Here is a 15,627-nt window from a genome sequence, read left to right as displayed (position 1 = left end):
GCATGATGGCCTCGCTCCCGCTAATCAGGGGCCCTGGCAAGGGCCTTCGAAGCGATGCTCGCACCTACCCCGCGAGCCGTTTCGTGTCTGTACCGCCCACAAGGTGTGTTTGACGAGGTTGCCGACTGGAACGAAGTTGTCCCGAGGGACGGAAGCGTAATTAGGTAACCCGGCTTCACACTGATGTTTGCACCAAGGCCCACGACGCCCGAATGCGCTCGCCAGTTCGCCTTTACCTGCTCACTTCCCCTCGAGCCCATCGTTCATCCCGTCGCCACCCCCGCCGAATCCGACTTGACCGCCTAAGCTTCTGGTCAGCGAGCGCATTGCTTCACCGCAGAACAACTTTCCATACAAGACGCGACGAGGTTTATCTCCATGGCACTGACACGCGAACAGCAAATTGCAGCCCTCGAAAAAGACTGGGCTGAAAACCCGCGCTGGAAAGGCGTGACACGCGCTTACTCCGCTGCTGACGTCGTCCGTCTGCGTGGCTCGGTGCAACCTGAGCACACCTTTGCAAAAATGGGCGCAGAGAAGCTCTGGAACCTGGTCACCCAAGGTGCCAAACCGTCCTTCCGTCCCGAGAAAGATTTCGTCAACTGCATGGGCGCCCTGACTGGCGGCCAGGCTGTGCAACAAGTCAAAGCCGGCATCCAGGCAATTTACTTGTCGGGCTGGCAAGTGGCTGCGGACAACAACTCCGCCGAATCGATGTACCCGGACCAGTCGCTGTACCCGGTGGACTCGGTTCCAACTGTGGTCAAGCGCATCAACAACTCCTTCCGTCGTGCCGACCAGATCCAGTGGAAAGCCGGCAAGAACCCGGGCGACGAAGGCTACATCGACTACTTCGCACCAATCGTGGCTGACGCTGAAGCCGGTTTCGGCGGCGTACTGAACGCCTACGAGCTGATGAAAAGCATGATCGAGGCAGGCGCCGCCGGCGTTCACTTCGAAGACCAACTGGCTTCCGTGAAAAAATGCGGCCACATGGGCGGCAAGGTACTGGTGCCAACCCAGGAAGCTGTGCAGAAGCTGACCGCTGCTCGTCTGGCGGCTGACGTTGCCGGCACGCCGACCATCATTCTGGCGCGGACCGACGCTAACGCGGCTGACCTGCTCACGTCCGATTGCGACGCGTACGACAAGCCGTTCGTGACTGGCGAACGTACCCAGGAAGGTTTCTACAAAGTGCGCGCCGGTCTCGACCAGGCCATCGCTCGCGGCCTGGCTTACGCGCCGTACGCCGACCTGATCTGGTGCGAAACCGCCAAGCCGGATCTGGACGAAGCCCGCCGTTTCGCTGAAGCGATCAAGAAGGAATACCCGGACCAACTGCTGTCGTACAACTGCTCGCCTTCCTTCAACTGGAAGAAAAACCTGGACGACGCGACCATCGCCAAGTTCCAGCGCGAACTGTCCGCCATGGGCTACAAGCACCAGTTCATCACCCTGGCCGGCATTCACAACATGTGGCACAGCATGTTCAACCTGGCGCACGACTACGCCCGCAACGACATGACCGCCTACGTGAAGCTGCAAGAGCAGGAATTCGCTGACGCCGCCAAGGGCTACACCTTCGTGGCTCACCAGCAGGAAGTGGGCACCGGCTACTTCGACGACATGACCACTGTGATTCAAGGTGGCTCGTCTTCGGTCACCGCGCTGACCGGTTCGACCGAAGAAGAGCAGTTCCACTGATCTGCTTCACCTGAACAAACGGCCGTTGCGGACCGAATAAAAGCTAACCGCAACGCCGCACATCTGACGCCCCGACTGGTTCGGGGCGTTTTTTTTGGTGCTCTTGCTACTTGCAATAACCGCTATATAAGACAACTTCCCACTTGCGCACCCGGTAAAAAGTTACAAAACTCGCACAAACAATAGTGATTATCATTTAGCGGGAATTATATCCGTTACATTCACAACCAAACTTAATTGATGAAAACCCGGCTAATGCCCGCATCGCATGGCCTGCGCGGTTTCGGGGGCGCGCTATGTCCTTATTCCGCTAAATAATTTCGCTACAGGAATTTTACTTGCACCGTGTTGTGCCATAAAATCATCGCGATTGATTGCTGCGACATATCGTCACTGCTTTGTTCTATTCAAGCTCAGAGACCTTTGCTCTCTGTTAAGGATTATCAGCATGCCCGAAGCGACAGGACTCATGGCCCACAATTGGGGCTTTGCCATTTTCCTTCTGGGCGTTGTCGGCCTCTGTGCCTTCATGCTGGGTGTCTCCAGCCTCCTTGGGTCAAAAGCCTGGGGCCGCAGCAAAAACGAACCGTTCGAATCCGGCATGCTACCTACAGGTGGCGCCCGCTTGCGGCTCTCAGCCAAATTCTATCTGGTCGCGATGCTGTTCGTGATCTTCGATATCGAAGCCCTCTTTCTCTTTGCCTGGTCTGTGTCCGTCCGCGAAAGCGGCTGGACCGGATTCGTCGAAGCTCTCGTTTTCATAGCAATTCTGTTGGCAGGTCTTGTCTACCTGTTCCGAGTGGGCGCCCTTGACTGGGCTCCGGAAGCTCGTCGCAAGCGGCAGGCGAAGCTGAAACAATGAGGCTTTGGCAATGCAATACAATCTCACCAGGATCGACCCCGATGCTCCTAACGAGCAGTATCCGATTGGCGAGCGGGAAACCGTTTCCGATCCGTTAGAAGATCAAGTCCACAAAAACATTTTCATGGGCAAGCTCGAAGACGTGCTTAACGGCACGATCAACTGGGGGCGCAAGAACTCCCTGTGGCCGTATAACTTCGGCCTTTCGTGCTGCTACGTGGAAATGACCACCGCCTTCACGGCGCCCCACGACATCGCGCGCTTTGGCGCCGAGGTTATCCGGGCATCGCCGCGCCAGGCGGATTTCATGGTTATCGCCGGTACCTGCTTCATCAAGATGGCGCCGATCATTCAGCGTCTCTACGAGCAAATGCTCGAACCTAAATGGGTGATTTCCATGGGTTCGTGCGCCAACTCCGGTGGCATGTACGACATCTACTCTGTCGTTCAAGGGGTGGACAAGTTCCTGCCCGTGGACGTCTACGTGCCTGGCTGCCCGCCCCGTCCCGAAGCTTTTCTGCAAGGCTTGATGCTCTTGCAAGAGTCGATTGGACAGGAGCGTCGTCCGCTTTCCTGGGTCGTGGGTGATCAAGGCGTTTATCGCGCCGAGATGCCTTCGCAAAAGGAACAGCGCCGCGAACAGCGAATCGCAGTCACCAACCTGCGCAGCCCCGACGAAGTCTGATCCAGCTCTGCTTCTTTAATAGAACGAGAACCTGGCTTCATTCTTTACGTTGACCGAAAGCGATAAATAACCATGACTACAGGCAGTGCTCTGTACATCCCGCCTTACAAGGCAGACGACCAGGATGTGGTCGTCGAACTGAATAACCGTTTTGGCCCCGAGGCGTTCACCGCCCAGCCTACCCGCACCGGCATGCCGGTGCTGTGGGTTGCCCGGGCCAAACTCGTTGAAGTCCTGACCTTCCTGCGCAATGTGCCAAAACCGTACGTCATGCTCTATGACCTGCACGGTGTGGACGAGCGTCTGCGCACCAAGCGTCAAGGGCTGCCAAGCGGCGCCGACTTCACCGTGTTCTATCACCTGATGTCGATCGAACGTAACAGTGACGTGATGATCAAGGTCGCCCTGTCCGAGAGCGATCTGAATGTGCCAACCGTTACCGGGCTCTGGCCGAACGCCAACTGGTACGAACGTGAAGTGTGGGACATGTACGGCATCAACTTCGCCGGTCACCCGCACCTGACGCGCATCATGATGCCGCCGACCTGGGAAGGTCACCCGCTGCGCAAGGACTTCCCGGCCCGTGCCACCGAGTTCGACCCGTTCAGCCTGACGCTGGCCAAGCAACAGCTCGAGGAAGAAGCTGCACGCTTCAAACCTGAAGACTGGGGCATGAAGCGTTCCGGCGCGAACGAGGACTACATGTTCCTCAACCTCGGTCCCAACCACCCTTCGGCGCACGGTGCCTTCCGCATCATCCTGCAACTGGACGGTGAAGAAATCGTCGATTGCGTGCCGGACGTTGGCTACCACCACCGTGGTGCCGAGAAGATGGGCGAGCGCCAGTCCTGGCACAGCTATATTCCATACACCGACCGTATCGATTACCTCGGTGGTGTGATGAACAACCTGCCGTACGTGCTCTCGGTCGAGAAACTGGCCGGGATCAAGGTACCGGACCGGGTCGACGTCATCCGCATCATGATGGCCGAGTTCTTCCGGATCACCAGCCACCTGCTGTTCCTCGGGACGTATATCCAGGACGTCGGCGCCATGACCCCGGTGTTCTTCACCTTCACCGACCGCCAGAAGGCGTACACGGTGATCGAGGCCATTACCGGTTTCCGTCTGCACCCGGCCTGGTACCGCATCGGCGGCGTCGCCCACGACCTGCCACGCGGCTGGGAAAAACTGGTGAAAGACTTCGTCGAGTGGATGCCAAAGCGTCTGGACGAGTACCAGAAAGCCGCCCTGGATAACAGCATTCTGCGTGGCCGGACCATCGGCGTCGCCGCCTACAACACCAAGGAAGCGCTGGAATGGGGTGTCACCGGTGCCGGCCTGCGTTCCACCGGTTGCGATTTTGACCTGCGTAAAGCGCGTCCATATTCCGGTTACGAGAACTTCGAATTCGAAGTGCCGCTGGCCGCCAATGGCGATGCCTACGATCGTTGCATCGTGCGCGTGGAAGAGATGCGCCAGAGCATCAAGATCATCGAGCAGTGCATGCGCAACATGCCGGAAGGCCCGTACAAGGCGGATCACCCGCTGACCACGCCGCCACCGAAAGAGCGCACGCTGCAGCACATCGAGACCCTGATCACGCACTTCCTGCAAGTTTCGTGGGGCCCGGTCATGCCGGCCAACGAATCCTTCCAGATGATCGAAGCGACCAAGGGCATCAACAGTTATTACCTGACGAGCGATGGCGGCACCATGAGCTACCGCACCCGGATTCGCACCCCAAGCTTCCCGCACCTGCAGCAGATCCCTTCGGTGATCAAAGGCAGCATGGTCGCGGACTTGATTGCGTACCTGGGTAGTATCGATTTCGTTATGGCCGACGTGGACCGCTAAGCATGAACAGCACGCTTATCCAGACAGACCGTTTCACCCTCAGTGAAACCGAGCGCTCGGCCATTGAGCACGAGCTGCATCACTACGAAGACCCGCGAGCGGCGTCGATCGAAGCCTTGAAGATCGTCCAGAAGGAACGTGGCTGGGTGCCTGACGGCGCGCTCTACGCGATCGGCGAAATCCTGGGCATCCCGGCGAGCGACGTCGAAGGCGTGGCGACTTTCTACAGCCAGATCTTCCGTCAGCCGGTCGGCCGTCACATCATTCGCGTCTGCGACAGCATGGTCTGCTACATCGGCGGCCACGAGTCGGTGGTGAGCGAAATCCAGAGCAAACTCGGCATCGGCCTCGGCCAGACCACCGCCGACGGTCGTTTCACGCTGCTGCCGGTTTGCTGCCTCGGCAACTGCGACAAGGCGCCGGCGTTGATGATCGACGACGACACTTTCGGTGATGTGCAGCCTGCCAGCGTTGCCACACTGCTCGAGGGCTACGTATGACCCTGACTTCCTTCGGTCCTGCCAACCGCATCAAGCGTTCGGCCGAGACTCATCCGCTGACCTGGCGCCTGCGTGACGACGGCGAGGCTGTGTGGCTCGACGAGTACCAGGCCAAGAACGGTTACGCCGCTGCGCGCAAGGCTTTCGCCGACATGGCCCAGGACGACATCGTCCAGACCGTGAAAGACGCCGGCCTCAAAGGTCGCGGCGGTGCAGGCTTCCCCACGGGCGTGAAGTGGGGCCTGATGCCCAAGGACGAATCCATCAACATCCGCTACCTGCTGTGCAACGCGGACGAGATGGAACCGAACACCTGGAAAGACCGCATGCTGATGGAGCAACTGCCCCATCTGCTGATCGAAGGCATGCTGATCAGTGCCCGCGCGCTGAAAACCTACCGTGGCTACATCTTCCTGCGAGGCGAATACACCACCGCCGCCAAGCACCTCAACCGTGCCGTGGAAGAAGCCAAGGCCGCAGGCCTGCTGGGTAAAAATATCCTGGGCAGCGGCTTCGATTTCGAGCTGTTCGTCCACACCGGCGCCGGGCGTTACATCTGCGGTGAAGAAACCGCACTGATCAACTCCCTCGAAGGTCGCCGCGCCAACCCGCGCTCCAAGCCGCCCTTCCCTGCCGCCGTTGGCGTGTGGGGCAAGCCGACGTGCGTGAACAACGTGGAAACCCTGTGCAACGTGCCGGCGATCATTGCCGACGGCGTCGACTGGTATAAATCGCTGGCCCGTGAAGGCAGTGAAGACATGGGCACCAAGCTCATGGGCTTCTCCGGCAAGGTCAAAAACCCCGGTCTGTGGGAATTGCCATTCGGCGTCACCGGTCGCGAGTTGTTCGAAGACTACGCCGGTGGCATGCGCGACGGCTTCACGCTCAAGGCCTGGCAGCCAGGAGGCGCCGGTACCGGTTTCCTGCTGCCGGAACACCTCGACGCACAAATGTACGCCGGCGGCATCGCCAAGGTGGGCACCCGGATGGGTACCGGCCTGGCCATGGCGGTGGACGACAGCGTCAACATGGTGTCCCTGCTGCGCAACATGGAAGAGTTCTTCTCCCGTGAGTCGTGCGGTTTCTGCACCCCATGCCGTGACGGTTTGCCGTGGAGCGTCAAGCTGCTGCGCGCAATCGAAAACGGCGAAGGTCAAGCCGGCGACATCGAGACCCTGCTGGGTCTGGTCGGTTTCCTCGGCCCGGGCAAGACCTTCTGTGCTCACGCACCGGGCGCCGTGGAGCCGTTGGGCAGCGCAATCAAATACTTCCGCCACGAGTTCGAGGCCGGCATCGCGCCAACCCGCGCAGGCGACCTCAATCAAGTGGTAACGCCGACCATGGTTGGCGTGTAAACGCTTAACAAGGCGAAGGGTCCGTGCCCTTCGCCTTCTCGTTCGATGACGCCTTTGATGGGCTGTTTTGATTCGTGCGAACAACAAGATTCCATTAGCCACGCCCGCTGACACCGGGCCAACGAAGAACTTTGAACCATGGCCACTATCCACGTAGACGGCAAAGAGCTCGAAGTCGACGGGGCAGACAACCTGTTACAGGCATGTCTGTCGCTAGGCCTCGATATTCCGTATTTCTGCTGGCACCCAGCCCTAGGCAGCGTTGGTGCTTGCCGCCAGTGCGCGGTCAAGCAGTACACCGACGAGAACGACAAGCGTGGTCGGATCGTCATGTCCTGCATGACCCCCGCCACCGACGGCAGCTGGATCTCCATCGACGACGAAGAAGCGAAAGTATTTCGCGCCAGCGTCGTTGAATGGCTGATGACCAATCACCCCCACGACTGTCCGGTCTGTGAGGAGGGCGGCCACTGCCACCTGCAAGACATGACGGTGATGACCGGCCACAACGAGCGCCGTTATCGTTTCACCAAGCGTACTCACCAGAACCAGCAACTGGGTCCGTTCATTTCCCACGAGATGAACCGCTGCATCGCTTGCTATCGCTGCGTGCGCTTCTACAAGGACTACGCCGGCGGCACCGACCTGGGCGTATTCGGCGCCCACGACAACGTGTACTTCGGTCGCGTTGAAGACGGCACCCTCGAAAGCGAGTTTTCCGGCAACCTCACCGAGGTCTGCCCGACCGGTGTGTTCACCGACAAGACTCACTCCGAGCGCTACAACCGCAAGTGGGACATGCAGTTCTCGCCGAGCATCTGCCATGGCTGCTCCAGCGGATGCAACATTTCCCCGGGCGAGCGCTACGGTGAACTGCGCCGGATCGAAAACCGCTTCAACGGTTCGGTCAACCAGTACTTCCTGTGCGACCGTGGCCGTTTCGGTTATGGCTACGTCAACCGCGAAGACCGTCCGCGTCAACCATTGCTGGCCGATGGCGTCAAGCTGAGCCTCGACGAAGCGCTGGATAAAGCCGCTGACCTGCTGCGCGGTCGCAACATCGTCGGCATCGGTTCGCCACGCGCCAGCCTCGAAAGCAACTACGCGTTGCGCGAACTGGTTGGCGCCGAGCACTTCTACTCCGGCATCGAAGCTGCCGAGCTGGAGCGTATTCGTCTGGTCATGCAGGTGTTGAAAGACAGCCCGCTGCCAATCCCGAACATGCGCGACATCGAAGACCACGATGCAATCTTCGTCCTCGGTGAAGACCTGACCCAGACCGCTGCGCGCATGGCACTGTCCCTGCGTCAATCGGTCAAGGGCAAAGCCGAAGACATGGCCGACGCCATGCGCGTTCAGCCTTGGCTGGATGCGGCGGTGAAGAACATCGGTCAGCACGCGCTGAACCCGCTGTTCATTGCCAGCCTGGCTGAAACCAAGCTCGACGACATCGCCGAAGAATGCGTTCACGCAGCGCCAGACGACCTGGCCCGCATCGGTTTCGCCGTGGCGCACGCCCTCGATGCCACTGCCCCGGCGGTTGAAGGCCTGGACCCTGAAGCCCTCGGCCTGGCTCAACGCATTGCCGACGCTCTGCTCGCGGCCAAACGTCCACTGATCATTGCCGGGACCTCGCTGGGTTCAAAGGCGCTGATCGAAGCGGCTGCGAACATCGCCAAGGCACTGAAGCTGCGCGAGAAGAACGGTTCCATCAGCCTGATCGTGCCAGAGGCCAACAGCCTCGGCCTGGCCATGCTCGGTGGTGATTCGGTCGACGATGCATTGCAAGCGGTCATCGACGGCCGTGCCGATGCCCTCGTCGTGCTGGAAAACGACCTGTACACCCGCACTGACAAGGCCAAGGTCGATGCCGCCCTGAACGCCGCGAAAGTGCTGATCGTCGCCGACCATCAGAAAACCGCCACCAGCGATCGTGCGCACCTGGTTCTGCCCGCCGCGAGCTTCGCTGAAGGCGACGGTACGCTGGTCAGCCAGGAAGGTCGCGCCCAACGCTTCTTCCAGGTGTTCGACCCGAAATACATGGACGCGAGCATCCTGGTCCATGAAGGCTGGCGCTGGCTGCATGCCCTGCGCGCCACTCTGCTGAACCAGCCGATCGACTGGACCCAGCTGGATCACGTCACCGCTGCCGTCGCTTCGAGCACCCCGCAACTGGCGCGCATCGTCGACGCTGCACCGTCCGCCGCATTCCGCATCAAGGGCATGAAACTGGCCCGCGAGCCGCTGCGTTATTCCGGTCGCACCGCCATGCGCGCCGACATCAGCGTGCATGAACCGCGTACCCCGCAGGACAACGACACCGCGTTCAACTTCTCGATGGAAGGTTACTCGGGCTCGGTTGAACCGCGTCAGCAAGTGCCATTCGCCTGGTCTCCGGGCTGGAACTCGCCGCAAGCGTGGAACAAGTTCCAGGATGAAGTCGGTGGTCACATCCGCGCTGGCGACCCGGGCACCCGCCTGATCGAAAGCACGGGAGATTCGCTGAACTGGTTCGCCGCCGTACCGCGTGCCTTCAACCCGGCACCGGGCACCTGGCAGGTTGTGCCGTTCTTCCACCTGTTCGGCAGCGAAGAAAACTCTTCGAAAGCCGCACCGGTTCAGGAACGCATTCCGGCCGCTTACGTGTCGCTGGCCAAATCCGAAGCCGACCGCCTGGGTGTCAACGACGGTGCGCTGCTGAGCCTGAATGTTGCCGGCCAGACCTTGCGTCTGCCGCTGCGCATCAACGAAACGCTGGGTGCCGGTCTGGTGGCATTGCCTGCGGGCATCGCCGGCATTCCGCCCGCCATCTTCGGCACATCCGTTGACGGTCTGCAGGAGGCAGCTCAATGACCTGGTTCACGCCTGAAGTGATTGACGTGATCATCGCGGTCCTCAAGGCCATCGTGATTCTGCTCGCCGTGGTGGTGTGCGGCGCGCTGCTGAGCTGGGTCGAGCGTCGTCTGCTCGCCCTCTGGCAGGACCGTTACGGTCCGAACCGCGTCGGCCCGTTCGGCGCGTTCCAGATCGCGGCCGACATGATCAAGATGTTCTTCAAGGAAGACTGGACGCCGCCGTTCGCCGACAAGATGATCTTCACCCTGGCACCGGTTGTGGCGATGAGCGCCCTGCTGATTGCCTTCGCGATCATCCCGATCACCCCGACCTGGGGCGTGGCGGACATCAACATCGGCATCCTGTTCTTCTTCGCCATGGCCGGTCTGTCGGTTTACGCGGTGCTGTTCGCCGGTTGGTCCAGCAACAACAAGTTCGCCCTGCTGGGCAGCTTGCGGGCCTCGGCACAGACCGTGTCGTACGAAGTGTTCATGGGCCTGTCGTTGATGGGCATCGTGATCCAGGTCGGCTCGTTCAACATGCGCGACATCGTCGAATATCAAGCGCAGAACCTGTGGTTCATCATTCCGCAGATCTTCGGTTTCCTGACCTTCTTCATTGCCGGCGTCGCCGTGACTCACCGTCACCCGTTCGACCAGCCGGAAGCGGAACAGGAACTGGCCGACGGCTACCACATTGAATACGCCGGCATGAAATGGGGCATGTTCTTTGTAGGCGAGTACATCGGCATCGTGTTGATTTCGGCGCTGCTGGTGACCTTGTTCTTTGGTGGCTGGCACGGCCCGTTCGGCATTCTGCCGCAGATCCCGTTCATCTGGTTCGCGCTGAAAACCGCGTTCTTCATCATGATCTTCATCCTGTTGCGCGCCTCGATTCCGCGCCCACGGTATGACCAAGTGATGGATTTCAGCTGGAAGTTCTGCCTGCCGCTGACCCTCGTCAACATGCTGGTGACCGCTGCGATCGTGTTGCTCAACACGCCCGCCGTCGCGGCTCAGTGAGGATAGAGAATCATGAAGTACATAATTGACATCGTGCATGGCTTCTTCACCCAGCTTCGCAGCCTGGTGATGATTTTCGGCCATGCCTTCCGCAAGCGCGACACGCTGCAGTATCCGGAAGAGCAGGTTTACCTGCCGCCGCGCTACCGGGGCCGTATCGTTCTGACCCGCGACCCCGATGGCGAAGAGCGCTGTGTAGCCTGCAACCTGTGCGCCGTGGCGTGCCCGGTGGGCTGCATCTCGCTGCAGAAAGCTGAAACCGAAGACGGTCGCTGGTACCCGGACTTCTTCCGCATCAACTTCTCGCGCTGCATTTTCTGCGGCCTCTGCGAGGAAGCCTGCCCGACCACCGCGATCCAGCTGACACCGGACTTCGAGATGGCCGAGTTCAAACGTCAGGACCTGGTTTACGAGAAAGAAGATCTGCTGATCTCCGGCCCCGGCAAAAACCCTGATTACAACTTCTACCGTGTTGCAGGTATGGCGATTGCCGGTAAGCCCAAAGGCTCCGCGCAAAATGAAGCCGAACCGATCAACGTGAAGAGCTTGCTGCCTTAAGGAAGAAAGATGGAATTCGCTTTCTATTTCGCATCGGGTATCGCTGTGGTGTCCACGCTTCGCGTGATCACTCACACCAACCCTGTGCACGCCCTGCTCTACCTGATCATTTCGCTGATTGCCGTGGCGATGACGTTTTTCGCCCTTGGCGCACCGTTTGCCGGTGTGCTGGAAGTGATCGCCTACGCTGGCGCCATCATGGTGCTGTTCGTGTTCGTGGTGATGATGCTCAACCTCGGCCCCGCCTCAGTTCAGCAGGAGCGCGTGTGGCTCAAGCCAGGTATCTGGCTGGGCCCGGTGATTCTCGGCACCTTGCTGCTGGTCGAACTGCTGTATGTGCTGTTCAGCGACCAGAGCGGTCAGGCCATCGGCCACACCACCGTAGACGCCAAGGCCGTGGGCATCAGCCTGTTTGGCCCGTATCTGCTGGTGGTCGAACTCGCCTCGATGTTGCTGCTCGCTGCAGCTGTCACGGCGTTCCATCTCGGCCGTAACGAAGCCAAGGAGCAATGACGATGCCTGCTATCCCTTTGGAGCATGGTCTGGCGGTCGCCGGCATCCTGTTCTGCCTCGGTCTGGTCGGCCTGATGGTCCGCCGCAACATTCTTTTCGTGCTGATGAGCCTGGAGATCATGATGAATGCCTCCGCACTGGCCTTCATCGTTGCCGGTAGCCGTTGGGGTCAGCCGGATGGGCAAATCATGTTCATCCTGGTGATCAGCCTCGCGGCCGCCGAGGCCAGTATTGGCCTGGCGATTCTGTTGCAGCTGTATCGCCGCTTCCACACTCTCGATATCGACGCTGCCAGCGAGATGCGCGGATGAATCTTCTCTATCTGACTTTCGTATTCCCTCTGATTGGTTTTCTGCTGCTGTCGTTCTCCCGTGGACGGCTCTCGGAAAACCTTGCCGCGCTGATCGGCGTCGGCTCCATTGGCCTGTCTGCCATCGTCACCGCTTACGTGATCTGGCAGTTCAACGTTGCTCCGCCAGAAGGCGGCCACTACACCCAGGTGTTGTGGCAGTGGATGGCGGTGGAAGGCTTCACGCCAAACTTCGCGCTGTATCTGGATGGCCTGTCCGTGACCATGCTGGGCGTGGTGGTTGGCGTCGGCTTCCTGATCCATTTGTTCGCGTCCTGGTACATGCGCGGTGAAGCGGGTTACTCGCGCTTCTTCGCCTACACCAACCTGTTTATCGCCAGCATGCTGTTCCTGATCCTCGGCGATAACCTGTTGTTCCTGTACTTCGGCTGGGAAGGCGTGGGCCTGTGCTCCTACCTGTTGATCGGTTTCTACTACAGCAACCGCAACAACGGTAATGCGGCACTTAAAGCCTTCATCGTGACCCGCATCGGCGACGTGTTCATGGCCATCGGCCTGTTCATTCTGTTCCAGCAACTGGGCACGCTGAACATTCAGGAACTGCTGGTGCTGGCACCGCAGAAATTCCAGGCCGGCGACTTCTGGATGGTCATGGCCACCCTGATGCTGCTGGGCGGCGCTGTCGGTAAATCGGCGCAACTGCCGCTGCAGACCTGGCTGGCGGATGCGATGGCCGGCCCGACCCCGGTGTCGGCACTGATCCACGCCGCAACCATGGTAACCGCCGGTGTCTACCTGATCGCCCGTACTCACGGCCTGTTCGCGCTGGCGCCGGACGTTCTGCAGCTTGTGGGAATCGTCGGTGGCGTGACCCTGGTGCTGGCAGGTTTTGCCGCTCTGGTGCAGACCGACATCAAACGTATCCTCGCCTACTCGACCATGAGCCAGATCGGCTACATGTTCCTGGCGCTGGGCGTGGGCGCATGGGATGGCGCGATTTTCCACTTGATGACCCACGCGTTCTTCAAGGCGTTGCTGTTCCTTGCTTCCGGTGCGGTGATCGTTGCCTGCCACCACGAGCAGAACATCTTCAAGATGGGTGGGCTGTGGAAGAAACTGCCGTTGGCCTACGCCAGCTTCATCGTCGGCGGCGCGGCCCTGGCGGCGCTGCCACTGGTGACCGCAGGTTTCTACTCCAAGGACGAAATCCTTTGGGAAGCGTTCGCCAGCGGCAACCACGGTCTGCTTTACGCAGGTCTGGTCGGCGCGTTCATGACCTCGCTGTACACCTTCCGTCTGATCTTCATCGCGTTTCACGGTGAAGCGAAGACCGAAGCGCACGCCGGTCACGGCATCGCTCACTGGCTGCCACTGTCGGTGCTGATCGTGTTGTCCACCGCCATTGGCGCGATGATCGTTCCGCCGCTGCACGGTGTACTGCCGCAAAGCGTCGGGCATGCCGGCGGCGACGCCAAGCACAGTCTGGAAATCGCTTCGGGCGCCATCGCCCTGGCCGGTATCCTGCTGGCCGCGCTGCTGTTCCTCGGCAAGCGTCGTTTTGTCACTGCAATCGCCAACAGCGGCATCGGCCGCTTCCTTTCGGCCTGGTGGTTCGCTGCCTGGGGCTTCGACTGGATCTACGACAAACTGTTCGTCAAGCCATACCTTGCGATCAGCCACGTACTGCGCAAAGACCCGCTCGACCAGACCATCGGTCTGATCCCGCGTATGGCCAAAGGCGGTCACACCGCCCTCAGCCGTACCGAAACCGGTCAACTGCGTTGGTACGCGGCCTCGATGGCAGCCGGCTCCGTGCTGGTCATCGGCGCCATCGTGCTGGTAGCGGTCTGAATATGAACCTTGCGAACTTGCGAAAGGAATTGAGCCCGTCATGATTCTGCCTTGGCTAATCCTGATCCCCTTCATCGGCGGCCTGCTGTGCTGGATGGGTGAGCGCTTCGGCGCCACCCTCCCGCGCTGGATTGCGCTGTTGACCATGTCCCTGTTGCTCGCCATCGGCCTCTGGCTGTGGGCCACCGGCGACTATTCATTTGCCCCGGCGCCTGGCGCCGATCCGACCTGGGCGCTTGAGTTCAAGCACATCTGGATCGCGCGTTTCGGCATCAGCGTGCATTTGGCCCTCGACGGCCTGTCGCTGTTGATGATCCTGCTGACCGGTCTGCTGGGTATCCTCTCGGTACTCTGCTCATGGAAAGAGATTCAACGTCACGTTGGCTTCTTCCACCTGAACCTGATGTGGATTCTGGGCGGTGTCGTCGGCGTGTTCCTCGCCCTCGACCTGTTCATGTTCTTCTTCTTCTGGGAAATGATGCTGGTGCCGATGTATTTCCTCATCGCGCTCTGGGGTCACAGCTCTTCGGACGGCAAGAAAACCCGGATCTACGCAGCGACCAAGTTCTTCATCTTCACTCAGGCGTCCGGCCTGATCATGCTGGTGGCGATCCTCGGTCTGGTGCTGGTCAACTTCAACGACACCGGCGTTATCACGTTCAACTACGCCGATCTGTTGAAAACCAAGATGTCGCTGACCACCGAGTACATCCTCATGCTCGGCTTCTTCATCGCTTTTGCGGTGAAGCTGCCGGTCGTGCCGTTCCACTCGTGGTTGCCTGACGCTCACGCCCAGGCGCCAACTGCCGGTTCGGTCGACCTGGCCGGTATCCTGTTGAAGACGGCGGCTTACGGTCTGCTGCGCTTCGCCTTGCCGCTGTTCCCGAACGCCTCGGCCGAGTTTGCGCCGATCGCCATGACCCTGGGTCTGATCGGGATTTTCTACGGCGCGTTCCTGGCGTTCGCACAAACCGACATCAAGCGTCTGATCGCCTTCTCGTCCGTTTCCCACATGGGCTTCGTACTGATCGGCATCTACTCCGGCAGCCAGCTGGCCTTGCAGGGCGCGGTGATGCAGATGCTCGCGCACGGTGTGTCCGCCGCGGCACTGTTTATCCTCAGTGGTCAGCTGTATGAGCGCACTCATACCCGCGACATGCGTGAAATGGGTGGTTTGTGGTCGAAGATCGCTTACCTGCCGGCGCTCAGCCTGTTCTTTGCAGCCGCTTCGCTGGGCTTGCCGGGCACCGGTAACTTCGTCGGTGAATTCCTTATCCTGATCGGCAGCTTTGCCGCCGCGCCGTGGATCACCATCATCGCCACGACGGGTCTGGTATTCGGTTCGGTCTACTCGCTGATCATGATCCACCGCGCGTACTTTGGCCCGGCCAAATCGGACGCGGTCATGCACGGTATGGACAGTCGCGAAATGATCATGGTGGTTGGGCTTGCGGCACTGCTGATTTACCTCGGCGTGTACCCGCAACCGTTCCTCGATACCTCTGCTGCGACGATGCATGGCGTGCAGCAATGGCTCGGCACCGCCTTCACTCAACTCGCTTCGGCCCGGTAAGA

13 protein-coding genes are annotated in these 15,627 nt (G+C 60.0%); all 13 read left to right on the top strand.

Features of this window, described 5'->3' with window-relative positions:
• Positions 1-378 precede the first annotated feature (378 nt).
• A complete protein-coding gene (gene aceA, locus ACYZT1_RS10025; protein WP_462018785.1) occupies positions 379-1,704 on the top strand; it encodes an isocitrate lyase in 1,326 nt (441 codons plus the stop codon).
• Between the two features lie 448 nt (positions 1,705-2,152).
• The gene (locus ACYZT1_RS10020; RefSeq protein ID WP_003223812.1) at positions 2,153-2,566 is read left to right on the top strand and encodes an NADH-quinone oxidoreductase subunit A; all 414 of its coding nucleotides are present in this window, start codon (positions 2,153-2,155) and stop codon (positions 2,564-2,566) included.
• Between the two features lie 10 nt (positions 2,567-2,576).
• Complete coding sequence (locus ACYZT1_RS10015) at positions 2,577-3,251, top strand: NuoB/complex I 20 kDa subunit family protein (protein WP_008146035.1); 675 nt, start codon at positions 2,577-2,579, stop codon at positions 3,249-3,251.
• Between the two features lie 72 nt (positions 3,252-3,323).
• Positions 3,324-5,108 carry an NADH-quinone oxidoreductase subunit C/D gene (gene nuoC, locus ACYZT1_RS10010; protein WP_462018784.1) on the top strand — a complete coding sequence of 595 codons (1,785 nt, stop codon included), beginning with the start codon at positions 3,324-3,326 and terminating at the stop codon, positions 5,106-5,108.
• 2 nt (positions 5,109-5,110) lie between these two features.
• Positions 5,111-5,608, top strand: a complete 498-nt coding sequence (gene nuoE / locus ACYZT1_RS10005; RefSeq protein WP_462018783.1) for an NADH-quinone oxidoreductase subunit NuoE — start codon at positions 5,111-5,113, stop codon at positions 5,606-5,608.
• Positions 5,605-6,963: an NADH-quinone oxidoreductase subunit NuoF gene (gene nuoF, locus ACYZT1_RS10000; protein ID WP_461990460.1), complete on the top strand. Its 1,359-nt coding sequence runs from the start codon at positions 5,605-5,607 to the stop codon at positions 6,961-6,963. Before nuoE ends, nuoF begins: the two co-directional genes overlap by 4 nt.
• Positions 6,964-7,101: 138 nt before the next feature.
• A complete protein-coding gene (gene nuoG, locus ACYZT1_RS09995; RefSeq protein WP_462018782.1) occupies positions 7,102-9,816 on the top strand; it encodes an NADH-quinone oxidoreductase subunit NuoG in 2,715 nt (904 codons plus the stop codon).
• Positions 9,813-10,820 carry an NADH-quinone oxidoreductase subunit NuoH gene (gene nuoH, locus ACYZT1_RS09990; RefSeq protein WP_028623953.1) on the top strand — a complete coding sequence of 336 codons (1,008 nt, stop codon included), beginning with the start codon at positions 9,813-9,815 and terminating at the stop codon, positions 10,818-10,820. The genes nuoG and nuoH overlap by 4 nt, the downstream gene beginning before the upstream one ends.
• A 9-nt stretch (positions 10,821-10,829) precedes the next feature.
• A complete protein-coding gene (gene nuoI, locus ACYZT1_RS09985; protein ID WP_462019220.1) occupies positions 10,830-11,378 on the top strand; it encodes an NADH-quinone oxidoreductase subunit NuoI in 549 nt (182 codons plus the stop codon).
• A gap of 9 nt (positions 11,379-11,387) precedes the next feature.
• Positions 11,388-11,891 (top strand): NADH-quinone oxidoreductase subunit J, encoded by a 504-nt coding sequence (gene nuoJ / locus ACYZT1_RS09980; RefSeq protein ID WP_028623951.1) that lies wholly within the window; start codon positions 11,388-11,390, stop codon positions 11,889-11,891.
• Between the two features lie 2 nt (positions 11,892-11,893).
• Entirely contained in the window at positions 11,894-12,202 is a 309-nt protein-coding gene (gene nuoK, locus ACYZT1_RS09975; protein ID WP_010458852.1) for an NADH-quinone oxidoreductase subunit NuoK, read from the top strand.
• Positions 12,199-14,052 carry an NADH-quinone oxidoreductase subunit L gene (gene nuoL, locus ACYZT1_RS09970; RefSeq protein WP_462018781.1) on the top strand — a complete coding sequence of 618 codons (1,854 nt, stop codon included), beginning with the start codon at positions 12,199-12,201 and terminating at the stop codon, positions 14,050-14,052. Before nuoK ends, nuoL begins: the two co-directional genes overlap by 4 nt.
• Positions 14,053-14,092: 40 nt before the next feature.
• The gene (gene nuoM / locus ACYZT1_RS09965) at positions 14,093-15,625 is read left to right on the top strand and encodes an NADH-quinone oxidoreductase subunit M (RefSeq protein ID WP_462018780.1); all 1,533 of its coding nucleotides are present in this window, start codon (positions 14,093-14,095) and stop codon (positions 15,623-15,625) included.
• Positions 15,626-15,627: the final 2 nt, after the last annotated feature.

Source organism: Pseudomonas sp. PB3P13 (assembly GCF_054897735.1).
Note: the sequence above shows the minus strand (reverse complement) of the source record. Positions and strands in the feature narration are given on the sequence as shown.